We start from the raw sequence: 24,584 nt of genomic DNA, 5'->3' as shown, positions 1-24,584 counted from the left end.
CAATTATTTTTTGTTTTGGTATAAAACAGGATTCAAATCATCGTCGTTGTACATTTTCATTTGTTTGTACACTTTCATGAATTTATCTCCGTTTTCGATGTCTGTTAACAAATCATCAATTGCCGTAGACAAATCGCTTCTTTGTTCTAAAAGTATATTTAGTTTTTCCTGACATTTATCTCTATGTTCTTGAGTAGCCTCTGCACGAGTAGCTTCTTCATTCATATGGTAAATTTTTAAAGCTAGAATAGATAATCTGTCAAACGCCCATGCAGGACTTTCTGAGTTAATTTTTGCACCGTCTTTTACTTTTACATTACTGTATTTTTGTAAAAAATAGCTATCAATATATTCCACCATATCAGTACGTTCCTGATTTGATGCATCAATTCTTCTTTTTAATGTAAGTGCAGCAACTGGGTCAATATTCGGATCACGAATAATATCTTCAAAATGCCATTGCACAGTATCAATCCAGTTTTTTAAATACAATAAATGTTCAAATTTATCTTTAGGATATGGATTGTTTATTGGCTGATCAACATTATCAAATTTATGATAATCTTTGATACTTTGTTCGAATACAGAATATGCTAATTTTGAAAACATGTCTTTAAATTTTATAGATACAAAGATACTTTTTATACTTTTATAAAAAAATATCAAATCATAAATCTATTTATAACAAATAGCTTCAAAATAAATTTAAAAATACCATCATGCAAATCCATTATTTATCCGAAAATAATAGCGTATTAAACCACTTTTTAGGTCAGATACGAAATATAAACGTTCAAAATGACAGCATGCGTTTTCGAAGAAATATTGAACGCATTGGTGAAATTATGGCGTATGAGATAAGCAAAGATCTATCCTATAAAAACATTGAAATAGAAACACCTCTTGGTACCAAGAATACTACCCAAATAGATGATAAACTTGTTCTATGCTCTATACTAAGAGCTGGATTACCTTTGCATATCGGTTTTTTAAATTACTTCGATGAAGCCGAAAATGGTTTTGTTTCTGCTTGCAGACATCATCCTAATGATGATGCAGAATTTGTTATTTTGGTCGAATATCAAGCATTAACCAATATCAATAATAAAACTCTTTTATTAATAGATCCAATGCTTGCAACAGGTCAATCTATTGTAGCGGTGTATGAAAAATTAATACAGAATGGTGTACCAAAAGAAATTCATCTGGCTGTTGTAATTGCGGCCCCAGAAGGTGTTGCGTATCTGGAGAAACATCTTCCGGATTCTTGTCATTTATGGATTGCTGCCTTGGATAATAACTTAAATGAAAAAAATTATATCGTTCCAGGATTAGGTGATGCAGGAGACTTAGCCTATGGAAATAAATTATAATTGAGAGAAAAAAGTAAATAGACTACACAAAATCAAAACACCAAATACAATTTCATTATTTAGTTTCTGTTGTGTAAATTCAATGTGACTTGTTCCCATAATTGCCAAAGGCGCAACTGTAAACAATAACAGATCATTGCTTTTATTTGGAGAAATTATATAAATGATAACTCCTATAAAGAAATAAGCTACAATCTTTTTATACGAAGAATGTAGTAATAATGGTCTGTTTGATAAAGTTAGTAACAATGAAGACACAAAAAATAATGCAACCGCTACATAAATAGACAAAGCTCCGTTTTGGTAATTATTAGTAAAATAATTGATTCTAAAATCTACATAAGCACGGTTTTGGAAAAAGGCGATTACATCAATATTAAATAATAATGACACTAATAAAAAAAGTGTGGCAATTGCAAAAAGGGCAATAAATGGTAAAATCCAGTTTCTATAATCTCTGGCTACGTGAAAAACAATTGATATAAATACCAATATCATGAACAAAATACACCAAAAGTGGAATAACGAAGCCAATAATATCCATAAAGAAGCATCGAATATTTTTTCTTTGGACGCCTTTAGAGATTGCAATGATAACAACCTACGCAGTGCTAGTAGCACAAAAAAATTGGCCAATAAAATATTCGGATTATTTAAAGCCGAAGGAAAAAACAACGACAACAATAAGTAAAAAAATATCGTGTAGCCATTGTCTTTACTGAGTCCGTTTTTCTTGACAACAAAATTTGTTATCAACATTGATCCCAATGCAACTATCAATAGACTTATTTTTTCTGAAACAGAAATAAGTGATTTTGCCCAAGAAATATCTTGAAATTGAGAGATGAAAAAGAAAACCAGCATTAAAATTACGACCAAAGAATAATTTAATGGTGTAGATTTTTTAAAAACACTTGTTATCATAAGGATATTTTATACTTTTGTGACTGTAAATATAATACTTGTTTAAAAAGGAAACCAACAACTTGAAATAAAGATTCTGAATATCGGGATTTATAACTTCAATGCGTTACAAAACAATAAATAACAAAATAATTTTATAAATTATGACAACTTTTTTTGAAGGAATACAGTACTTATTCGTAAACATTTTATTTGCTCCACTTGATTTTTTACGTTCATTAGAACTTGTATCATGGTTTGGTGCTAATACAATTAACTGGATTTTTATGATCATCTGCGCATCTGCAATGGTATATTGGATTAAACAATTACGCATTTTCGATGCACAGGGAACAGAAAACCAAGATACAACGGCTCACTCTTTCTTAAAGTAAGTCGAAGCCAATATCTTTTCTAAAATACATCTTATCAAAATTTAGCTTGTCTATGTTTTGATAAGATTTTTTTATGGCCTCTTGGAAATTATCTCCATACGAAGTAACCGTTAAAACTCTACCTCCATTACTTAGGATGTTTCCGTTATCCAACTTTGTTCCTGCATGGAAAACAATAGAATCTGAAATATTTTCTAATCCTGAAATTACTTTTCCCTTTTCAAAATCCTCAGGGTAACCTCCCGAAACAACCATAATCGTTGTAGCACTTCTTGGATCTACCTCAAGAGAAATTGTATCTAGTTTTTCATTGGCAACCGCCAAAAACAGTTCTACTAAATCTGTTTTTAATCTCGGAACCACAACTTCTGTCTCCGGATCTCCCATTCTTACATTGTATTCTATTACAATTGGTTCGTTTTTTACATTTATCAATCCAATAAATACAAAACCTTTATATTCGATTCCATCTTTTTGAAAACCTTCGATTGTTGGTTTGACAATACGAGTTTCGATTTTTTCCATCAAAACAGCATCAACGTAAGGAACTGGAGAAACAGCTCCCATTCCGCCTGTATTTAATCCTGTATCACCTTCACCAATACGTTTGTAATCTTTGGCAGTTGGTAGGATTTTATAACTTTTACCATCTGTTAATACAAAACAGCTAAGTTCAATTCCGTCAAGGAATTCTTCTATAACAACTTTAGAACTTGCTGCACCAAATTTTTCGTGAACCAGCATATTTCTTAATTCAGTTTTTGCTTCTTCAAGATCCTGAATAATCAAAACTCCTTTTCCTGCTGCTAATCCATCTGCTTTTAAAACATAAGGAGGTTGCAATGTTTCTAGAAACGCACATCCCTTTTCTACTGTTTCGGCAGTAAAACTATCATAAGCAGCTGTTGGAATATTATGTTTCATCAAGAATTCTTTGGCAAACTCTTTACTTCCTTCAAGTTGTGCTCCTAATTTTGATGGTCCAATAACTGGAATATGTTTTAAACTTTCGTCATTTTTAAAATAATCATAAATCCCTTTTACCAATGGATCTTCGGGTCCAACAACGACCATACCTATATTCTCCTCAATTACTAAAGCTTTTACAGCTTCAAAATCTGTTGGGCTAATATTCACATTGTGAGCAATACCAGCTGTTCCAGCATTTCCTGGTGCAACAAAAAGTTTCTCGCAAAGCGGACTTTGAATCATTTTCCATGCAAATGCATGCTCTCTTCCTCCTGAACCCAATAGTAAAATTGTCATTGTATAGTTGTATTTAGTTGTGGTGCAAAAATAATTGCTTTTAACCTTAAAACAGAATTAATTTTTAAAAAGTTGTTGGTTCTTGGTCTTTAGTTGTTCGTAAATATTATTTTTGATGAAATTTATCCTTTAAATGCTTCGACTTTTTGATCTTTCTCTTTTTATAAATGGGTTTCCAATTAAGGAAGCTAAAGCCGAATTGGATACCATTATTCTGTTTTCTGAAGAAGAACATGCCCAATTCATTCAGAATAAAAAAGAAGAAATAGTTGGTTTTCATTTACAAAACAATGCTTTTTATGCAGCATTAGTTGGTTCTGAAAATTCCAAAAACTGGAATGATTTACCTATTTTAAACAAGCAAAATTTACAAAAATCTCTTTCTGAGAGACTATCCAAAGGGTATTCCATCAAAAACGTTTACCTCAACAAAACCTCTGGATCAAGCGGAACTCCTTTTGTTTTTGCCAAAGATAAATATTGTCATGCCTTAACCTGGAGTTCAAATATTATACGATTTGGTTGGCATGGAGTTGATTTTAATACTTCTTATCAAGCACGATTTTATGGTATTCCTATGGATTTTATTGGAAACACGAAAGAACGATTTAAAGATTTTTTAGGCAATCGTTTACGATTTCCTGTTTTTAATTTATCTGATGCTATTTTAGAAAAATTTTTAGAAAAATTCAAAACCAAAAAATTTGATTATCTCAACGGATATACAAGTTCTATTGTTTTGTTTGCTAAGTTTTTAGAAAAAAAGAATATTGTATTAAAAGATGTGTGCCCAAGTTTAAGAGTATGTATCGTAACATCCGAAATGCTTTTCGAAAGCGATAAAATACTTTTAAAGAAACAATTTGGGATACCAATTGTAAATGAATACGGTGCCTCTGAACTTGATTTAATTGCTTTTGAAAATCCAGAAGGAGAATGGCAAGTAAATGCCGAAACTCTTTTTGTTGAAATTCTGGATGATGACAATCAACCAGTTCCAAATGGCATTGAAGGTCGAATTGTAATCACGTCGTTGTATAACAAAGCACACCCTTTTATTAGATATGATATAGGTGATATAGGAATTCTGGACGAAAAAAGTACATTGCAAAAGCCTATTCTTAAACAATTAACTGGAAGAACCAATGATGTGGCCTTATTACCAAGTGGGAAAAAATCACCTGGATTGACCTTTTATTATGTTACCAAAAGCATCATTGAAGACGACGGAAACGTAAAAGAGTTTATCATCAAACAAACCAAAATAGATTCTTTTGAGATAGAATATGTTAGTGAAATTGAATTAAATCAAGATCAGATTAAGAAAATAGAAGCTGCAACTGCTTTATATTTAGAGCCAAATTTGAAATTTAATTTTATACGAAAAACGCTTTTAGAAAGAACCAATCGCGGAAAACTTAAACAGTTTAAGTCTTATATTTAATATAAATAAAATCTTACATTTGTTTTAAATTAAAAACTTATGGACGATCAATCATTACTTTCAGAAGAAACTATTTCTAGCAAAATATACTTTATTCGCAATCAAAAAATAATGTTTGATAGTGATTTAGCAATGCTTTATGGAGTCGAAACCAAGAGATTAAACGAACAAGTGAAAAGGAATACATCTAGATTTCTAGAAGATTTTATGTTTCAACTTACTGAAATTGAGTATCATTCTTTAAGGTCGCAATTTGCGACCTTAAAGAATGGAAGAGGTGGACATCAAAAGTATTTACCTTTTGTTTTCACTGAGCATGGAGTTTTGATGTTATCAAGTGTATTGAAAAGTGATAAAGCGATTCAAACCAATATTCAAATCATGCGTATTTTTACAAAAGTGAGAGAAATGCTTTTGGACACGACAGAAATGAAAATAGATATTCTACATATTCAAAAGAAATTAGAAAATCACGATAAAAATATAGAATTAGTTTTTTCTTATTTGGATGAGCTAACAGAAAAAAAAGATAAAGAAACTGAGAGAATAAAAATTGGATATAAAAAATAAACTATGCTTAATTACATTTGGTCAAATTCAAAAAAAATATTCCAATCTAGAATCTAATTTAAATTTTACTTTTGCCAAAAGAAAGTTTTTAAAAACTAATCTAAAAAAATTAAAGCAGTTATATCCTTAATTAATCAAAACCAATCTATGAAGATTACTATAATTGCTGGTGCAAGACCCAATTTTATAAAAATAGCTCCCATCATTAATGCTATCAAGAAAAAGCAAAATGAAGGGTTTATCATTTCATTCCGATTAGTACATACAGGTCAGCATTATGATAAAAACCTTAGTGAAACATTCTTTGAAGAATTAAATATTCCACAACCAGATATAAATTTAGAAGTAAAAAGTGGTACCCAAGCCGAACAAACAGGCGCCATTATGGTTGCTTTTGAAAAAGAATTAATACAAAACCCATCCGATTTAGTTTTGGTTGTTGGCGATGTAAATTCTACTATGGCTTGTGCAATTGTTGCTAAAAAATGCAATACAAAAGTAGCTCATGTTGAAGCAGGAATTCGCTCCGGAGATTTAACAATGCCCGAAGAAATTAACCGAATGGTAACTGATAGTATTACCGATTATTTCTTCACGACTTCAACATCAGCATCAGAAAACTTACTGAAATTTGGTGCAAAATCAAGTAATATTCATTTTGTTGGAAATGTTATGATTGATACTTTATATCAAAATCTAGATAGAATTTCTGCTCCCGATTTCTGGAATGAATATGATTTAAAAGAAAAAAATTATATTATCCTAACATTACATCGCCCAGCAAATGTAGATGAAGAAAACTCTCTTTTACACTTACTTCGAGGTATTGATAATATGGTTGTAGATAAAAAAATTATATTTCCTATTCATCCCAGAACTAAAGCAATTTTAAAAGAAACCGATTTGGCTTTTAAGAATATCGTTTTTGTTTCCCCTCAAGGATATCTAAATTTTATGTTCTTAATTAAAAATAGTTTTGCAGTAATTACCGATAGTGGTGGAATTTCTGAAGAAACTACCGTTATGGGAGTTCCTTGTTTTACCATGCGTGATAATACCGAAAGACCTGAAACAGAAACTATTGGGACAAATACAATTGTGGGAACTTCTTTCGAAAATCTAAAAAAGATATTTAATTTATTTTTAGAAAATGGAGGTAAAAAATCTGGCATTCCGGAATTATGGGATGGAAAAGCTTCGGAACGTATTATTTCTATTTTATTAGATAAAAAATAATGAGCAACATTTTAATTATATCAAATTATTATCCGCCAGAAAAAGGTGCTGCAGCAAACAGAATAGAGCAATTAGCCCTAAAATTAGATCAAAATAATTATACTGTTACTGTACTTTGCCCTTTGCCAAATTACCCTAAAGGCGAATTGTTTCCTGAATATAAAGGTCATTTTTCTGTTTCCGAAAAAAAACGAAACATTACTATACACCGTCTTTGGATTTATCCAAGTAATAGTCATCTTATCTTAAAACGGATTTTTTCGACTCTTTCTTTTTCGATGTCATTGTTCTTTTATCTATTATTCAAGAAAACTCCCAATAAAGTAATTGTTCAATCACCTCCTTTATTATTATCTTTTATTTCGGTTTTTATACTTTCGCTTAAGCGAAAAATAATAATTTTAAACGTTTCCGATCTTTGGCCCATTGCTGCTATCGAACTAGGTGTAATGAAAGAAAATAGTTTTTCTCACAAAGTATCCTTGTTTTTTGAACGTTTTATCTATAAAAAAACAACTCTTGTTTTTGGTCAGTCCAACGAAATTATCTCACATATTCATACTATTTTCCCAGACAAAGAATGTTTTTTATATCGCAATTACCCTGATCATTATACAGAAAACATTGAATTTAAAAACAATTCGGGTTCAACGATTAAACTATTCTATGCCGGTTTATTGGGTGTTGCTCAAGGTATTTTTGAATTAATACAACAACTTAAATTAGAAGATCTGGATATTGAATTACATATTTTTGGTGATGGTGCCGAAAAAACTCAAATCGAAAAATTTCTTTCTGATAATCCCACCAAAAAAATATTCTTTCATGGAATGCTGGAAAGAGATGCTTTGCACGAAACATTAAGAAATTTTGATATTGCACTTGTTCCTTTAAAAACAAGAATATATGGCTCCGTGCCATCTAAGATTTTCGAATATAGTGCTTTAGGCTTTCCTATACTTTATTTTGGAGGTGGAGAAGGTGAATCTATTGTAAAAGATAATAATTTGGGCTGGATAACTCCTGTTGAAAACTTTGAACAGTTGAATGCTACTTTAATCGAAATTGCCGAAGAGGGAAAAGTAGCTGTACAATTAAGAAAAAAAGAAATTTTTAATCATGCGAAAATTCATTTTAATCTCGATAATCAAATGAACAAATTAATACAAAAAAACGTTTTTTAATATGCTTTTTCATCGCCTTTCAGCACGTTATAAATTGTAATGAAAATAATTTTTATATCTAATAAAATAGACCAGTTTTCCATATAAAAAAGATCATATTTCACTCTATTGATAATGTCTTTATCCGATTCGACTTCGCCTCGAAAGCCGCTCGTTTGAGCCAATCCTGTAATTCCTGGTTTAACAAAATGACGTACCATGAATTTGTTAACCTGAATCGCATATCGCTCTGTATAACTAACCATGTGTGGTCTTGGTCCAACTACTGACATATCGTTTTTTAAAACATTAAAAAACTGTGGCAATTCATCAATACTCGTTTTCCGTATTATTTTACCAATTTTGGTTACTCGAATATCATTTTTAGAAATCTGATTCAAATGTGCCGTATCATTAAGGTTCATTGATCTGAACTTATAACAATCAAACTCTTTATTATTTAATCCGTTTCTTCTTTGTTTAAAAAAAATTGGCCCTTTGGATTCCAATTTTATTAAAATTCCTAAAATTGGTGTCAACCAAGAAAGTATTCCAACTATAATAGTAATAGAAAAAACAACATCAAAAACACGTTTTATAACCTTTGTAGATTTATCATTTAAGCGAATATCTCTTAGAGCAATAACTGGTATATAATCATAATATTCCAGAGTGAAATTTCTAAAAAACATTTGTTTTTCATCAGGAATAAACTTAAGTGTAATTAAATTATTATCAGCAAAACAAATAATTTCACTCATTTGACTTTGTGACAAATCACACATAGAACAATACATTTCATCTATCCTATTTAATAAAACAAAATCCATTAATTGATTAACTTTTGACTTATCATTCTCAATATCAAATACTTCAATTAACTCATAACCATAATCTAAATTTTCAGTAAAAAAATGCTGCAATGGAGCAACACTTTTAGGGTTCCCCATTAATACTACCCTTCTATGGTTACCACCAAAAAGAATCCTGTACTTTTTTAAAAAAAAGTAAATAGAAAATTTAAACGTAAGTATTACCAGAAAAGAAGCACTAATAAATACTATTATTGATGGTATACTTGTTTTTTGAGAATAAAAGAAAGCAAGAGCAAATGTTGCTATGCCAAATAAGACATATTGCTTAAGTGCACAGTTTAAAATTGCAATTACTTTTGTATATCGATATACTTCATAAAAACCTAAATGAACCGCTATACATATCCAGGCAAAGCTTAAAGCTAAAGGAAATACAATTGGGTTAAATGGAAAATCAATTATATAAGCTGAGAAAATATTGATGATAATTAAATCTATCAAATATGAAAAAGGTCTTATATAACCTGAATATCTTCCTGTTTTTGTTCGCATTTACCTTATATAATTTGAAAAATCTTTATGCTCTTCTTTAGAAAGTTCTTCTTTGGAAAGCGATCTAAAATAATCATATGTAATTTTCATTCCTTCAGCACGATTAACTTTTGCTTCCCAACCAAGTAATTCCTTAGCCTTAGTCGTATCTGGCTGGCGTTGTAATGGATCATTAATCGGTAACGGATGGTAAACAATTTTTTGGTTAGTTCCTGTAAGTTTTATAATTTCTTCGGCAAAGTCTTTTATTGTAATCTCATCTGGATTTCCAATATTTACCGGATAAACATAATCTGAATGCAATAAACGGAAAATACCTTCTACTTGATCATCTACATAACAAAATGAACGTGTTTGCATACCATCTCCAAAAATGGTTAAATCTTCTCCACGCAATGCCTGCCCTATAAAAGCTGGAATTACACGACCGTCATTAAGTCGCATTCTTGGTCCGTAGGTATTAAAAATACGCACAATTCTGGTTTCTACTCCGTGAAAAGTATGATATGCCATTGTTATTGATTCCTGAAAACGTTTCGCCTCATCATATACTCCACGAGGTCCGATCGTATTTACATTGCCATAATACTCTTCTGTTTGTGGATGAACCAATGGATCCCCATAAACTTCGGATGTTGATGCTATTAATATTCTTGCTTTTTTAACTCTGGCTAAACCTAATAAATTATGCGTCCCCAATGAACCAACTTTTAAAGTCTGAATTGGAATTTTTAAATAATCTATAGGGCTTGCCGGTGAAGCAAAATGCAAGATATAATCTAACTCTCCCGGAACATGTACAAATTTTGTAATATCGTGATGATAAAATTCGAAGTTTTCAAGTTTAAATAGATGTTCTATATTTTTCAAATCTCCTGTAATAAGATTATCCATCCCGATTACATAATAACCTTCTTTTATAAAACGGTCACAAAGGTGTGATCCTAAAAACCCTGCTGCTCCAGTAATAAGTATTCTTTTCATGGTAATTTTTCTATGTCACAAATGTAATTGATTTAAAAAATAATTTTTAAACCAAAACCTTTAAAATAGTATATCAGAATTCAATTCGTATCAATTTCTTGATCTTATTGAATCTGATATACTTTTGTACTTATTTATACTATTGTTTTACGTTGAAAATCTGTTCTAAAATTTTAATAGTAATCAAGTATGTTGGTTTTACACCTGTAGTTCCCAATCCTCCCGAAGCCAAAGTACTTCCTGTTTCCAGTGGGTTATCCGATGCATAATAAGCGTATCTTACTTTTATATCGTGTGGAACACTCTTTCTGATTTTTGATGCCGATTGAATTGCTTTTTGGTAATAAGATCCTTCCATTTCCAGACCAATAACACTCCAGGTAGATTCATGGAAGAATTTTAATAAATCACGATTTTGTAATGATGTTCCTAACACAGTAACCATAGCACCTTCAAAAACAGCAATGTCATTTCCTTCAAACATTTCTGCTGTTAGTTCATTCTTAAAAAAGTAATTATCTGCCGTTCCTTCATTTATATGTGCAGTAGGAATCATGATATCTCCTTTTCCACCTTCCAGAATTCCGGCTTTCCCCATAATCGAAACAGATTTTACATTAAGCAGTGTATCTTTTTTATAAGGCTTCAATAACTCATCAATTGTTTCATACGCTTGTTCACCAAATGCATAGTCCATTACGATAATGACTGGTTTTTTATCTCCTAAATCGGCTTTAGGAAATGCAGTTTTTGCCCAATCAATCTTGGCAGTATCAAAAATTTGTACATCGATATTAGTTCCTGAAGTATCCAATAGCGAAATCATTCCATTTTTCAATGCAATTGCTTCAACGTCTTTACGTATTGTTGCTCCCGATTTACTTAACTCTTCATAAATAAAGAAATCAGATTTATCTTTAAACTTAGTTTTCAATAAAGGTGTTGCAAAGATAGAATTCATCACACTATGCATATTAGCACTAATTACATGAATAGGGCGATCCAAAAGTCCATTAGCTTTTAAAACCTCCTTGATATTCGTAGCCCAGATTTCTCCGTGAATATGGTGTCCTAAACGCTCTCGCAAAATAGGACTAAATGTAATTGTACGCTTATTATTTTCAATAACTTCCTCGATTGCTAATTTTCCTAACCAATAAATGATATGTAAAAATCGATCCGGAGCCGTTTCCGATCCAAAAGCGTCATATATATTAAGAACATCCTCAAATGTTCTTCCTAAGATGTTTGCAACGTGTGAAATTGCCTTTTCTTTCTCTACAAGTGGTAACTTTTTAGTTTGATTTACAGCTTGTTCTAGTTTTAACCAATCACGCGAAACTTCACCGGCATCATCAAGTAAAACTCTATTTCTAATTTTATGAGATTCGATGAAAATAAACGTCAAATGCGTTAAAATATCGTAGATATCCGAACGTCCGCGGGTAATTTCCACGTTCATTTGTTCCTCATCAATTCTATAACAATTTCTTCTTCTTTTAGGAGGAACAATTGCTTGAAAATGCGATTTAGAATATCCTTCGTCTGATGTTAAATTGATAAAACGACATTGTTCAATTCCTACCGGAAGTCGTTCTATAACATATAAAAGTCCGTTAAGTTCTACTTTCTCTTCGGCTATATTTCCATAAATTTCTGGTCGCAAAGCCAATAATGCTTCACGTAATGTATCGCCCGAGATTCCCATTGGTTTATAAAAACCTCTGTTAAACAAATGGCGCATTGTAATGTACATTTTTTCAATGGCAGCTGACGATTCTTGCGCTCTTGATCTCGAAATGTTTTTTGATTCTTTCATTCTAATTATTTTTTGAAACTTTTAAGTCTTATTCTTTTATTAATGCGTCTGCTATATCTCTATTATTAGACAGTCGCGGGATTTTATTTTGTCCTCCTAATTTCCCTTGGGATTTCATATATTCTTGAAAACCATTTTTTGTAACTTTGGTTATCACCACTTTTTGCAAAATATTGCCAGTAATTAAATCATCGTAATAAATGTTTTGTTTCCGCATGGCATCATCTATTGCTTCGGCGAAAGTTAACATATTTTCTGGTTCATTTTCAAATTCTACAAACCATTCGTGATATGGTAATCCTTCAGTTGGGTTAATTTGTGGTGCAACTGTAAACTCATTGATCCTAACATTGGTGTTTTCCATTGCAATCCTCATTGCATTCTCAACTTCATTACCAATAACATGTTCTCCAAATGCAGATATATAATGCTTAATTCTTCCCGAAACAATAACCCGATGCGGGTATAAAGACGTAAACTGAACGGTATCTCCAATATTATAACCCCAAAGTCCGGCATTTGTAGATATTATCAAGACATAATTTACACCCAACTCTACCTCTCCTATTGTTAATCGTTTTGGATTTTCGCTAAAAAACTCATCTGCTTTTATAAACTCATAAAAAACTCCCGAGTTCAACAACAAAAGCATTCCTTTTGATTTTTGAGAGTCTTGATAAGCAAAGAAACCTTCCGAAGCAGGAAACAACTCAATACTATCTACTTTTCTTCCAATCAGATTTTCAAACTTCGCGCGATATGGTTCGTAGTTAACTCCACCATAAATAAAGAGATTGAAATTTTTAAATAAATCACCTACTTTCTTCCCGCTTTTTTCCTCCAATCGCTCAAAATACATTTGTACCCAAGACGGAATTCCCGAAATAATAGTCATGTTCTCGTCTATCGTTTCATCGACAATTGCATTAATCTTGGTTTCCCAATCCTCGATACAATTGGTTTCCCATGATGGCATTCGATTTTTTTGGAGGTATTTTGGAACAAAATGTGCCGCAATACCCGATAATCGACCTAGTTTGATGCCGTTTTTTTCGATTAATTCAGGACTTCCTTGTAAGAAAATCATTTTACCATCTACAAAATCTGCATTTCCAGTTTCATGAATATAATGCAAAATTGCATTTCGTGATGCTTCGATATGATATGGCATTGATTCTTTGGTAAGCGGAATATATTTTGCTCCCGAAGTGGTTCCTGATGTTTTGGCAAAATAAAGCGGTTTTCCTTTCCAAAGGATGTCTTTCTCACCCAATCTTACTTTGTCTATATAAGGTTTTAAATCTTCGTAATCTCTTACAGGTACATAGTTTTTAAAATCATGGATGGTCTTTATCTTATCAAAGTGATGGTCTTTTCCAAACTCAGTATCTTTTGCACCATTTATTAAACTCTTAAAAACTTCCATCTGGGTTTCGACCGGTTTATTGGCCCAAGCCATTGTATTATGATAAATTTTGCTGGCAAATAATTTTGCAGCGACTGATTTTATAGACATTCTTTACTTTTGTTTTTTGTCACTTTTATTCTTTTTTACAGAAATAGTGCTTTCCATCTTATCTTCCTTTGCTACTTCTTCACGCAATTTTAATTCTTCTTTTGAAGGAGCCAAATCTACCTCGTCTACTTTTTCATCAACACTGGATAAAATAGAATCTTTATTAAACTTAGCATATTCCAATTTACCCGTTAATACTTTTTGAATAGATTTAATATAAGCTTCATTATTCTTTAACGCAGCAGTTAATGAATCCGATTTTAAAGCCAGTTCTGTTGCATTTCTTTTCAATTCAGTCGATGAATATCCCGGAATAAATTCTCGTAATGGCGTAAATGCAATTATAAAAGTGGTAATTAATATTAAAAAAATAGCTCCCGAAGTTGCTACTATAAAAACATTCATCAAATTTAGTTTGAACGAGAAGATTTCCTCAAAAGTATCCTCATTCAAAATAACCAAACGGTTTTTGACAAATAATTTGTTTCTGAATTTAATTCGTTTTAATCTATTCTCAGACATCGTGGCTCTTTAATTGACAAATATAATAATTAATACTGTTGATAAAACCCATAAAAATTAATATGAAAGCCTTTAAAATAGGATTTTATCAAATATTTAACGCTATTAAAAACAAATATTTTATAATAAAAACAATTCATATTAACTAATTCTGTATACCTTTGTCTTTATTTTATACAAATTTGCTCAGGCAATTAAATATTCAATCATGGGAAGATTAGGTGTTACAGAAATCCTTGTTATATTAGCAGTTGTTTTATTACTTTTTGGAGGTAAAAAAATTCCAGAATTAATGAAAGGTTTAGGTAGTGGAATTAAAGAATTCAAAAATGCTGCTAAAGACGATAATCAGCCTGCTGATAAAAAAGAAGAAAAAGAAGAAGAAGTAAAATAGACTTTATGTTCTCAAGTCTTAAAATTCGAAATACCAATAAATATATTGGGATTTCGAATTTTTTTGTTTTATAATATCATTGTCAACTGAATACGCTTTCTATGTTTCAATAAAAGCTAATATTCTTTGAATTCGTTTTTTATTGCACATTTAATCATAGATGACCAAACTGAATCTGCTTTTGTAGCATTTTCCATTGCTTGTTTCAATAGTACTAAATGATCTGATTGATCTTGATTTAATTCTATATTTTCAAATATTTTAATGGATGTAAAAATTAATGCTTTTTCATTATAAAATTTCTCTCTTTCTTCAAAAAGTCTATTAATTCTAATTTTGTGTTTATCAGAATATTCAACACCAAACTCTTTACCGTGTTCAATCGAACCAAATCCAAGATAAGCAATTGTACTTTTCCCTTTTTTTGTTTTTCCAAATGGTATACTTTCCCTGTATCCTATTTCATCCTCCGGCTCATCTTCTGAGGGATGAATAAATAAGGAAACTTCATTATCAATTTTAAAATCATGTAATTGAGCTCTTGTATGCTCTTTTTCAATTGGAAAAAAATCATTTTTAAAAATCTGATTACAGACTTGACAAGCTAAAAACAAATTGTTCCAATCATAAGCTAGCCAAAAATAACCAGGATACATACTTTTCCCTTTAAAATCTGAGGAATAGGCCGCTTTTGGTCTAAAATGTTCTACATCACTATTACTTCTTGTACTTTTTGTTTCACAATAACAACATTTATTTTTTTGAATAGTTTCTAAAGTCTCTCGAACACTATCAGAATTATATATAGTGCTTAAAGCTTCGAATTTTAATGCTCCAGAATCATATTTTGTTTTATTGCTGGAATATTGTTCTAAATCAATTTTAGTTTGGACTGAACCTTTTTTTATTAATTTTTCAGGAGCTAAATTCTTAATTATCTTTATCATAATAGAAAAACTATTTTTTTAATAGCTCAGCAGTCTTTTTAATCAATTCTTCTGCATTAATTCCTTCTTTAGTAGAAAAAATTGGACTTTCATTAAGCTTATTATTTATAAAATCTAATCTTTCTTTATCAGAATCAGTCAATTCACTTTTTAAAAGAATCTTAATTTTCTCACTTTTTATTTCTTCAGTATTAACTGATTGCGAACTACTTAATTCAAATAAATCTGATGTTAAAATCTGATCTATTCTCCATCCTTTCACACTTTCTGGATTATTATCAATAACAACCTTATCTCCTTCTTTTCTACATACAACAATATTTGCTTTCTTATCTAAAGCAGCTTGTACAATCAATGGACTATGCGAAGTTGCTATAAATTGTGCTTTAGGAAAATGCTGAGATAATTTATCAATTACGGTTCTTTGCCATTTAGGATGTAAATGCAAATCTATTTCATCAATTAAAATAATTACAGGTTCTTCTAGTGGATTATTACTTTTTGGATACTGATCCATCATCCTAGAAGCAATATCAACAATTAAAGCAGTTAGAGTTTGATAACCAAAACTTAAATCTCTCAAATTAACCCAACCAAATGATGTATTAACCTCAAAAATAGGGTTTGAATTATTCTCATTAATAGGTTTTGATTGGATATCTTGAACATCTGGTAAAATATCAATTAAAATAGATTTTACTAAATTAAATTCGTTCTCAAACTTTAGCTTTGTTATTCCTTCTGATTTTATTGATGCCCATTCTTTTTGCAGAAACCATTCTTCAGCATTTATTAATTCTAATGACTCATCGAAAAGCGAAGTAATTTTATTTTCATTCTTTTCAGTTTGTGAGATATTAGTACTTCTACTCATTCTCCTAGCAGCTCCATAAGAAATTAAAAAAATATTAGAAAATCTTAATGGATAAGGAGTAAACACTCCTTCTTTTTTTGAGTATATATTTAACGGGATTATCTTTCCATTATTGATAATAGAAAAATTTACCTTTAACTTATCGGAAATAAAGTTTTCTTTTTTAATTTTATTTAAACAATAAAGTGAAACTTTACTTTTTCTATTCCTTAAATCCATAACCTGTTCATACGGCTGCATTCGATCTAAAATTCTCAACAAAGTAGTTTTTCCAGTGCCATTATCTCCTAAAATAATTGTCCAAGGAGAATAATTGCCATTTTCATCCGATAAATCTAAAGTTTGCTTATCCTTGAAACAATTAATCCCTTCTAATTCTAAAGAATAGAAATAAGAATGATCTCTATTTTCTCCTGCAACATCTTTTTTATTTTCCATTTCAATTTCAATTATTAACAAAAATACGAAGATTATCTTTTATAATATCATCGTTAATTGAATACGTTTTCTATCCTCGTCAACTTCAGTTACTTTAACATCTACATGTTGGTGTAGTTTTACCACTTCGTTTACATCGCTTACAAAACCAGCTTTTAGTTGAGAAATGTGGACCAATCCGCTTTCTTTAACACCGATGTCAACAAAACAGCCAAAGTTGGTGATGTTATTAACAATCCCCGGTAATATCATTCCGGTTTTTACATCTTTTATGGTTTTTACATTTGGATCAAATTCAAAAACCTTAGCTGATTTCCTAGGATCCAAGCCTGGTTTTTCTAATTCTTTAATAATATCCTTTAGTGTTAATAAACCTATTTCGGGCGTGATATAATTCTCTGGTTTAATTAATGCTGTTCTTTCTTTATTGGCAATAAGATCATTAACTGTTAGTTTTAAATCTTTAGCCATTTTCTCAACAATACCATAAGCTTCGGGATGTACTGCCGAATTATCCAACGGATTTTTTGCATTGGTGATTCTAATAAAAGCAGCTCCTTGTTGATACGCTTTATCTCCTAAACGAGGTACTTTTTTTAATTGTTTACGATCTTCAAATGGACCATTTTCCGAGCGATATTGTACAATATTTTCGGCAAGCTTCTCTCCTATTCCACTCACATAACTTAGCAAATGTTTACTTGCCGTGTTAATATTAATTCCAACCGAGTTCACGCAACGAATCACGGTATTGTCAAGTTCTTCTTTTAATTTTGATTGGTCAACATCATGCTGATATTGCCCTACTCCAATTGCTTTTGGGTCAATTTTTACCAATTCGGCCAATGGATCCGAAAGTCTTCTTCCTATAGAAACCGATCCACGAACTGTAACATCATAATTAGGAAACTCATCTCGAGCAATTTTGGATGCCGAATATACCGAAGCTCCAGCCTCAGAAACTATAAATACCTGAACAGGTTTGTCGAACGCAATTTTTTTGATAAAAAATTCTGTTTCACGCGAAGCAGTTCCGTTACCAATAGATATTGCATCAATTTTATAAGAGTTTACCATCGAACGAATTTTTTTCATTGCCATAGCATCTTCATGTTGTGGCGCATGAGGATAAATCGTTTCATTGTATAACAAATCACCTTTTTCATCCAGACAAACTACTTTACAACCACTTCTAAATCCTGGATCAATGGCCAAAATTCGTTTTTCACCAAGTGGCGGTGCAAGCAATAACTGTCCTAGATTATTAGCAAAAACCTGAATAGAATTAGCATCAGCTTTCGCTTTGGCTTCTTGCAACGTTTCATTTCCTATAGCAGGATTCAACAACCGTTTATAACTGTCCTCAATCGCCAACTGAATATGCGGCGTGGTATTATTTTGTCCTTTTATAACCAGTTCATCAATAACATCATAAGCTTCATCAATATCAACCTCTACTTTCATTTTTACAAATCCTTCGTTTTCAGCACGTAGCATTGCCAATAATCGGTGTGATGGCGCTTTGGTTAAAGGTTCTGACCAATCGAAATACTGATTAAATTTTTGCGCATTCTCATCATCTTTCTTAGTCTTAACAACCTTGGTTGCAATTGTCGATTTACGTTGATATAACCTACGTAATTGTTTACGAACGTATAAGTTTTCGTTAATCCATTCGGCAATAATATCGCGTGCGCCTTGCAAAGCAGCTTCTTCGTTAATAACATTGTCATTAATATATTGTGTCGACAGAAAATCAACATCATCATTGCCTTGCGACATGATAATCTTAGCCAACGGTTCAAGACCATTTTCACGCGCCACATCGGCTTTTGTTTTTTTCTTCTTTTTGTACGGAAGATAAAAATCTTCTATCTCTTGTAAATCAAAACTCTGATCTATCTTTTGTTTTAATTCTGGTGTAAGTAACTTTTGTTCTTCTATCGACTTTAAAACTGCTTCTTTACGTTTTACAATAACTTCGTATTCTTTTTGAAGTTTTGCAATTTGCTCAATTACAACTTCATCAAGATTTCCAGTTGTATCTTTACGATATCTTGAAATAAACGGAATCGTACAATCTTCCTCTAATAATTTAACTGTGTTTTGAATGTTTATTGCAGCTGTTTGAACAGATTTGGCAATGAATTGAATATTAGTCATACTTTTAATGGAATAATTTTTTGATTGTAAATTAAGATAATTTACTTATTAAAATGAAATAGTAAATTGATCAATAATTCTGCTAAAATAATATCTTTGTTTCTAATTTTAAGCCAATGAAAGTTTTATTACTGTATTTTTTTATAGTAAATAATATTGCCTTTATCTTAGCGGCATATGATAAATATTTGGCTGTTAAACATAAACGCAGAATTACTGAAAATACGCTGTTTTCAATAACTGCTATTGGAGGTTGTGTTGGTTTGTTATTAGCAATGCTATTGTTTAGACATAAAACAATAAAAAGTTCTTTTTTATTTTAACTTTTACAGATTAAATATGTTCTTACTATTATTATCAAATTTTATTAAGCTCTTCAATCATCGCTGGACGGCGAGGATACTTTATTTTTAGTTTATGGGCAATTTCTAAAATGCTTTCTTTCTTATCTGGAAAGTCTTTTATAATTTTTTTCATCGTAGTAGCTAAACTTTTATACTGTGCCCTGCCGTTTGCATAATCACCTGCTGCTTCTATAGCAGGAACATAAACAGCAAACAATTCATTTGGATATTCTTTTATTAAATAAGATTGATATATTAAAATCGTATCTAGTCTATTTTGTTTCTGAACAAGCTGTAAAAGTCTATCCAAATAGTTTTCCTGAATATAAATTGGCGCTAAATGGAATAGTAATATTTGATGATTATAAAAACTATTATTCTTATTTGATTCCTTTACTTTTTCAATAATGGCTTTGATCACTTTTTCAATGGTTTCAGTCCATTCTTCTTTTATAAAAGTTTTTTTCCATTGAACATAATATTCGGCAGAAAAAGTATTGCTATCAAAAGCAAACTTTCGAGAAAAATATCGCTCCATATTAATATCTTTTTCTAAAACTGCAATCTGCAGCAATATTTTCTCCCACTTCATTACAGTGCCTTTATGATGCTTATTTTCGGCAATTTTTATTCCATCTGCAAGAAGTTTTTTTGCTTTTTCGTAATTTTTTTCTTTTATAACCCTATCAATTTCCAAAGCTCTTATTTCTGGAACTTCCAGATTTTGCTGAATTAAATCCTCTATTTCTATTTTTTTTCCTAGTTTGATTAAAAAAGAAATTTTTGTTTCTATAAAAAACTTTTGATTATAATCATCTTTTTTTGACGATTCTATTTTAGCATCCAAAAACTGTATAAAATCGTCCGTTTTAGAAATAGTAATGCATAGTTCACCAAATAAATTAGTTAAATCACATCCAGTATCTCCGTAATTAAAATAAATTTTCTTTTGAAGTTCCATCTTCAAAAAAACAGCGATTTGATTTTTAAATTCGATTGAAGCAGGAGCTTTGCTAATTTGATATAATTGTTCAATAGCACTATTTAGAGAATCTGAAATATACCCATTACTATCATCACAGTATTCAAAAACAGCAGAAACTTCTTTTATTATAATTTTAATTATCGTGGAGGCATCTCTAAAATTGTTTTTTGACAAATAGGAATTGACTGTGTCTAAATAATGATTAAGTTCTTTTCCTAACTTATTTGATGCATGATAATCAACAAAACCTCTATAAGTGTATGTTTTTATCGTTTTTTTTATTTGTTCCGTGAATTTTTGTTCCAAGTCGAATGATTCGTCTTTTTCTGAAAAATAAATTGTAAATTCATCTTTAAAATTTTTATTTATTCCTGAATAATATTTTATAAAATTCTGATATTCTTTAATTTCAATTTTATTAAGCAAAGTATCAAAAGTAAATTTCTCCTTCTTAGCCGTTTTTTCAATGACTTCTCCTGATGCTACATCCATTGTTTTTTGTTCAAGAACTTTATATAAAACTGCTATAACATGTTTACATATGTCTCCATAATCATATGGACAATCACATTCCCATTCTTTAATTTCATTTTTAGCTCCTAATTCTATTTTTACATGATAATCATCTGTACCAAAAACATCGGCTTCCCAAATGTTTTTTTCGGTTTCTTCTATAAATTCAACATTTCCGTCATTAAAATATTCTTTTCCTCTTTTAAGGATTTTGGAATCTATCTGTTTTTCAAAATTCTGGAGTGTCATTTGCTTACTATTTTTATTGATATAACATGATTTTATTTGCAAACGTGCGCTAAAAACTAAGTAATTTAACTGCGTTTTGAATGTTTATTGCAGCTGTTTGAACAGATTTGACAATGAATTGAATATTAGTCATTCTTATTTAATTTTAACCGCAAAGAGATGCAAAGTGTTTTACAAAGTTTGCAATGGTTTTTGTTATTTACTTTTTTAATGTTATCAAAATTGAATTCAACTTTACTTTAGCCTTTTTTTATCTGGAGCCAAAAAGTTTTCTCCTGTTACTAAACTTTTCCCTGTTTTATCTTCTAAGGCTATACGTGCATTTTTTGCAATGGCTCCTCCTTTTTTACTTGCTTTCGCATTCTCTACAAGTCCTACAGCTTCATCACTTTCAGCAATTTGTCGGGTAGAAAGCTCTGCTAAAGCGGTAAAAATTAGTTCTGCCTCAGACATATGATCTCTCAAATTTTGAGATTTTAATCCTTTTACTTCCTTATGTTTCTTTACAGATAGTCCAGTCCATTCTTGGTGAATAATATTTGTAAGCATTGCAAATTTTTCATGTATTTTATTTTAATTTTGGAATTCAAGAATTCCACTGCGTTCCATTTCATCCTTCTTCTCTACTCCAGATTCTTTCCAATAATCAGTTAATTTATTACGAGTCTCCTGCCCTGTCATTCGCTATTGAATCCATTTCTCACTACGTCCTAAATTTTGCCAATTTTCGCGGGCGCGATCTAAACTTTGAGCTGGATCAGCCAATTCCTGAATTCTTTCATAACCTACTTTTGCCAACCATTGCTTAAAAGGTTCAGCTTTTGGAGAAGGAATAGATTGAATTAATCGTAATAAAGTTTCAGTATCTGCCGTGTCTGTCAATCTGTTTTTTCCATCTTCAGCAATCATTTTGAACTGTCGACAAACTGTCGACAGTTCAAATCCGTCTTCAGTTTTTACTCTAATTTTCATTTTATACCAATAGTCCCTTGGATTGAGACTATCTGTTAAAATCTGAATTACATCAATTACCGAGAAATATCAAATCTCCTTTTCAGCATCATAATGACTTCTTACTTTTTTTGCTCAAATAATTGTACTGGACTCATTGATTATGAATTACATTATTTATATTCTTCCCTTAAATTTTGAATCGACTAAAATAATATCTTTGTTTTTAATTTTAAGCCAATGAAAGTTTTATTAGTGTATTTTTTTATCGTAAATAGTATTGCCTTTATCTTAGCTGGATACGATAAATATTTAGCTGTTAAACATAAACGCAGAATTTCCGAAAATATGCTGTTTTCAATAACTGCTATTGGCGGTTGTGTTGGTTTGTTATTAGCAATGCTATTGTTTAGACATAAAACGAGTAAACCATCGTTTATGATAAAATATGCAGGTATTATCCTCCTCCAGATCGTATTCGCTTTCCTTATATTTTTTTATTACTATGATCTAGAAACTCTCGAGTGGTTTATGGTAAGTAATAGTAAATAGTTCTGTTTTTACATTGTTAATAACTACACAATATACTATTTATCAAACAAGTAAACCTAAAATTTTTAAAGATTTACCGATACTAATTCAGCTATATTCATTATTAATATTGTTATTATAAAGGCATAAAAACAGTAAACCTTCTTTTATAATAAAATAGTAGAACTGTCCTTGATAATCACAATTTAAAAAGTGTGTTTTACATATAGAATCGATTAATAAATACTGTTGCTTTTATGTTGTTAATAACTACATAATATATTATTAATCAATACATTAAACTTAAAATTTTTAAATATTTACTGATACTACTACCGCTATATTCATTATTAACATTGTTATTATAAAGACATAAAAACAGTAAACCTTCCTTTATAATAAAATACTAGAACTATCCTTGATAATCACAATCTAAAAAGTATTGTTTTACTTATAGAATCGATTAATAAAAGAGTTATTTTTATGTTGTTAATAACTACACAATCTATTATTTATCAAGTAATTAAATTAAAAAATTAAAACAATAAGCCGGATGAATTTTAAAAATCCGTCCGGCTTATTGTTTTATTTGGTGCGTAGCACCCGTTTTTTACTTTTTTACTGACAAGCAATCTTATTTACTCTGTTTTGGTGTCTTCCGCCTTCAAATTTAGTAGCCAAAAACGTTTCAACTATTTCTACTGCTTGTGGAATCGAAGTAAAACGCGCTGGAATACTTACAATATTTGCATCATTGTGTAAACGTGTTAAATAAGCAATTTCTTTAGTCCAGCATAAACCAGCTCTCACTTTTGGATGTTTATTAACAGTCATTGCAATTCCATTTCCGCTTCCGCAAATAACAATTCCAAAATCGGCCTTACCTTCAGTTACATCTGTAGCTACTGGATGTCCAAAATCCGGATAATCAACAGAATCTTCAGAATCTGTACCATAATTAGTTACCTCATATCCTTTTGCTTTAAGCATAGTAACAATTGCTTTTTTATATTCTGGTCCTGCGTGGTCATTTCCTATTGAAATTTTCATTATATATTGTATTAAAGTTGTGTTGTGCAAATTTAACCAAAGAATTTCAGATATACTTTACTAAACATTTGTTTATTTGCATTGCTGCAAAATGTGATTCTTTTTAAGATTTGAAGGATAAAAGTTAGTTGAATCATAACTTCCATTTTAACAGAATATTACAGAGTTATTAACTATTTTAATATTCTATAAATAATTGATAATCAGTTATAATTATTTAATGTTTTTGTTAAAATTTTATATTGTTAATAGCGAATGCTAATTCGTTGATATTCAGTTAACTTTAAATTAACATTATTTGTTAATAAGTTGAGATAGAAAATTAGAAGTTTTTTTTGGTTGTGTCGTAAAAAAACCTAATCCAAAACGTGAACTTATAAACCTAATAAAGTTTGCAGAATTTTTGGAAAAGTTATCAATACTAAAAAGTACATTTTCAACAAAAATCAACATATGAAGTTATCTACAAAATGAATTCATTTATAGTTGTTAACCAATGTTAATTAAAATATAAAAAGTCTTGTAAATTAATCCTTTGAGTAAATATAAGTATGTTAATAACTCAAGATAAGTAACCAAAACTTCAT

24 protein-coding genes are annotated in these 24,584 nt (G+C 30.3%); 9 read left to right on the top strand and 15 right to left on the bottom strand.

The features are described from left to right. Window positions 1–3: 3 nt before the first annotated feature. Window positions 4–609 carry a DUF4254 domain-containing protein gene (locus tag OIU83_RS18785; protein WP_264207799.1) on the bottom strand — a complete coding sequence of 202 codons (606 nt, stop codon included), beginning with the start codon at window positions 607–609 and terminating at the stop codon, window positions 4–6. Between the two features lie 110 nt (window positions 610–719). Between OIU83_RS18785 and upp the strand changes: the two genes are divergently transcribed. After that, window positions 720–1,373, top strand: a complete 654-nt coding sequence (upp, locus tag OIU83_RS18780; protein WP_264207798.1) for a uracil phosphoribosyltransferase — start codon at window positions 720–722, stop codon at window positions 1,371–1,373. Here the strand turns inward: upp and OIU83_RS18775 are convergent. Continuing rightward, complete coding sequence (locus tag OIU83_RS18775; RefSeq protein ID WP_264207797.1) at window positions 1,368–2,297, bottom strand: DUF6427 family protein; 930 nt, start codon at window positions 2,295–2,297, stop codon at window positions 1,368–1,370. The genes upp and OIU83_RS18775 overlap by 6 nt on opposite strands. A gap of 143 nt (window positions 2,298–2,440) precedes the next feature. On the opposite strand from OIU83_RS18775, the gene OIU83_RS18770 reads away from it, so the two are divergent. Next, on the top strand, window positions 2,441–2,671 hold the full coding sequence (locus tag OIU83_RS18770) for a DUF6341 family protein (protein ID WP_264207796.1): 231 nt from the start codon (window positions 2,441–2,443) through the stop codon (window positions 2,669–2,671). Here the strand turns inward: OIU83_RS18770 and purD are convergent. Next, window positions 2,663–3,937: a phosphoribosylamine--glycine ligase gene (gene purD, locus OIU83_RS18765; protein WP_264207795.1), complete on the bottom strand. Its 1,275-nt coding sequence runs from the start codon at window positions 3,935–3,937 to the stop codon at window positions 2,663–2,665. The genes OIU83_RS18770 and purD overlap by 9 nt on opposite strands. A gap of 133 nt (window positions 3,938–4,070) precedes the next feature. Here purD and OIU83_RS18760 point away from each other — a divergent pair, with 133 nt between their 5' ends. From OIU83_RS18760 to OIU83_RS18745, 4 genes are all read left to right on the top strand, one after another. Beyond that, window positions 4,071–5,381: a phenylacetate--CoA ligase family protein gene (locus OIU83_RS18760; RefSeq protein ID WP_264207794.1), complete on the top strand. Its 1,311-nt coding sequence runs from the start codon at window positions 4,071–4,073 to the stop codon at window positions 5,379–5,381. Window positions 5,382–5,420: 39 nt separating this feature from the next. Continuing rightward, window positions 5,421–5,951 (top strand): ORF6N domain-containing protein, encoded by a 531-nt coding sequence (locus tag OIU83_RS18755; protein WP_264207793.1) that lies wholly within the window; start codon window positions 5,421–5,423, stop codon window positions 5,949–5,951. A gap of 147 nt (window positions 5,952–6,098) precedes the next feature. Then, window positions 6,099–7,187 (top strand): non-hydrolyzing UDP-N-acetylglucosamine 2-epimerase, encoded by a 1,089-nt coding sequence (gene wecB / locus OIU83_RS18750; RefSeq protein ID WP_264207792.1) that lies wholly within the window; start codon window positions 6,099–6,101, stop codon window positions 7,185–7,187. Then, window positions 7,187–8,371, top strand: coding sequence for a glycosyltransferase family 4 protein (locus OIU83_RS18745; RefSeq protein ID WP_264207791.1), 1,185 nt, complete (start codon window positions 7,187–7,189; stop codon window positions 8,369–8,371). Before wecB ends, OIU83_RS18745 begins: the two co-directional genes overlap by 1 nt. On the opposite strand, the gene OIU83_RS18740 is transcribed toward OIU83_RS18745, so the two are convergent. The 5 genes from OIU83_RS18740 to OIU83_RS18720 all read right to left on the bottom strand — a co-directional run bounded on the left by OIU83_RS18740 (window position 8,368) and on the right by OIU83_RS18720 (window position 14,558). Then, complete coding sequence (locus tag OIU83_RS18740) at window positions 8,368–9,717, bottom strand: exopolysaccharide biosynthesis polyprenyl glycosylphosphotransferase (protein WP_264207790.1); 1,350 nt, start codon at window positions 9,715–9,717, stop codon at window positions 8,368–8,370. The genes OIU83_RS18745 and OIU83_RS18740 overlap by 4 nt on opposite strands. Further along, the gene (locus OIU83_RS18735; protein WP_264207789.1) at window positions 9,718–10,701 is read right to left on the bottom strand and encodes a UDP-glucuronic acid decarboxylase family protein; all 984 of its coding nucleotides are present in this window, start codon (window positions 10,699–10,701) and stop codon (window positions 9,718–9,720) included. It lies immediately after the preceding gene. 139 nt (window positions 10,702–10,840) lie between these two features. After that, window positions 10,841–12,520, bottom strand: a complete 1,680-nt coding sequence (locus OIU83_RS18730; protein WP_264207788.1) for a DUF6909 family protein — start codon at window positions 12,518–12,520, stop codon at window positions 10,841–10,843. 28 nt (window positions 12,521–12,548) lie between these two features. Continuing rightward, window positions 12,549–14,036 carry a GH3 auxin-responsive promoter family protein gene (locus tag OIU83_RS18725; protein ID WP_264207787.1) on the bottom strand — a complete coding sequence of 496 codons (1,488 nt, stop codon included), beginning with the start codon at window positions 14,034–14,036 and terminating at the stop codon, window positions 12,549–12,551. 3 nt (window positions 14,037–14,039) lie between these two features. Then, window positions 14,040–14,558 (bottom strand): peptidase, encoded by a 519-nt coding sequence (locus OIU83_RS18720; RefSeq protein WP_264207786.1) that lies wholly within the window; start codon window positions 14,556–14,558, stop codon window positions 14,040–14,042. Between the two features lie 208 nt (window positions 14,559–14,766). Between OIU83_RS18720 and tatA the strand changes: the two genes are divergently transcribed. Next, window positions 14,767–14,952: a twin-arginine translocase TatA/TatE family subunit gene (gene tatA, locus OIU83_RS18715; protein WP_264207785.1), complete on the top strand. Its 186-nt coding sequence runs from the start codon at window positions 14,767–14,769 to the stop codon at window positions 14,950–14,952. A gap of 116 nt (window positions 14,953–15,068) precedes the next feature. Here tatA and OIU83_RS18710 read toward each other — a convergent pair whose 3' ends face one another. The 3 genes from OIU83_RS18710 to OIU83_RS18700 are packed head-to-tail and all read right to left on the bottom strand — an operon-like array spanning window position 15,069 to window position 19,374. Further along, the gene (locus OIU83_RS18710; protein WP_264207784.1) at window positions 15,069–15,899 is read right to left on the bottom strand and encodes an HNH endonuclease family protein; all 831 of its coding nucleotides are present in this window, start codon (window positions 15,897–15,899) and stop codon (window positions 15,069–15,071) included. Window positions 15,900–15,909: 10 nt separating this feature from the next. Beyond that, entirely contained in the window at window positions 15,910–17,211 is a 1,302-nt protein-coding gene (locus OIU83_RS18705) for an AAA family ATPase (protein WP_264207783.1), read from the bottom strand. A gap of 39 nt (window positions 17,212–17,250) precedes the next feature. Further along, window positions 17,251–19,374 carry a Tex family protein gene (locus OIU83_RS18700; RefSeq protein WP_264207782.1) on the bottom strand — a complete coding sequence of 708 codons (2,124 nt, stop codon included), beginning with the start codon at window positions 19,372–19,374 and terminating at the stop codon, window positions 17,251–17,253. 116 nt (window positions 19,375–19,490) lie between these two features. Between OIU83_RS18700 and OIU83_RS18695 the strand changes: the two genes are divergently transcribed. Continuing rightward, window positions 19,491–19,697 carry a DUF1294 domain-containing protein gene (locus tag OIU83_RS18695; RefSeq protein WP_264207781.1) on the top strand — a complete coding sequence of 69 codons (207 nt, stop codon included), beginning with the start codon at window positions 19,491–19,493 and terminating at the stop codon, window positions 19,695–19,697. A gap of 34 nt (window positions 19,698–19,731) precedes the next feature. Here OIU83_RS18695 and OIU83_RS18690 read toward each other — a convergent pair whose 3' ends face one another. The 3 genes from OIU83_RS18690 to OIU83_RS18680 all read right to left on the bottom strand — a co-directional run bounded on the left by OIU83_RS18690 (window position 19,732) and on the right by OIU83_RS18680 (window position 22,494). Further along, window positions 19,732–21,465, bottom strand: a complete 1,734-nt coding sequence (locus tag OIU83_RS18690) for an SWIM zinc finger family protein (RefSeq protein ID WP_264207780.1) — start codon at window positions 21,463–21,465, stop codon at window positions 19,732–19,734. A 234-nt stretch (window positions 21,466–21,699) separates the two neighbouring features. Continuing rightward, on the bottom strand, window positions 21,700–22,014 hold the full coding sequence (locus OIU83_RS18685) for a hypothetical protein (RefSeq protein ID WP_264207779.1): 315 nt from the start codon (window positions 22,012–22,014) through the stop codon (window positions 21,700–21,702). Window positions 22,015–22,149: 135 nt separating this feature from the next. Continuing rightward, complete coding sequence (locus OIU83_RS18680) at window positions 22,150–22,494, bottom strand: BRO family protein (protein ID WP_404827710.1); 345 nt, start codon at window positions 22,492–22,494, stop codon at window positions 22,150–22,152. A gap of 162 nt (window positions 22,495–22,656) precedes the next feature. Between OIU83_RS18680 and OIU83_RS18675 the strand changes: the two genes are divergently transcribed. Continuing rightward, window positions 22,657–22,968: a DUF1294 domain-containing protein gene (locus OIU83_RS18675; protein ID WP_264207778.1), complete on the top strand. Its 312-nt coding sequence runs from the start codon at window positions 22,657–22,659 to the stop codon at window positions 22,966–22,968. 597 nt (window positions 22,969–23,565) lie between these two features. Here OIU83_RS18675 and rpiB read toward each other — a convergent pair. Beyond that, the gene (gene rpiB, locus OIU83_RS18670) at window positions 23,566–23,997 is read right to left on the bottom strand and encodes a ribose 5-phosphate isomerase B (RefSeq protein ID WP_264207777.1); all 432 of its coding nucleotides are present in this window, start codon (window positions 23,995–23,997) and stop codon (window positions 23,566–23,568) included. Window positions 23,998–24,584: the final 587 nt, after the last annotated feature.

The organism is Flavobacterium shii (assembly GCF_025847235.1).
Lineage (GTDB): Bacteria > Bacteroidota > Bacteroidia > Flavobacteriales > Flavobacteriaceae > Flavobacterium > Flavobacterium shii.
This window is presented reverse-complemented; position numbering and strand designations above follow the sequence as displayed.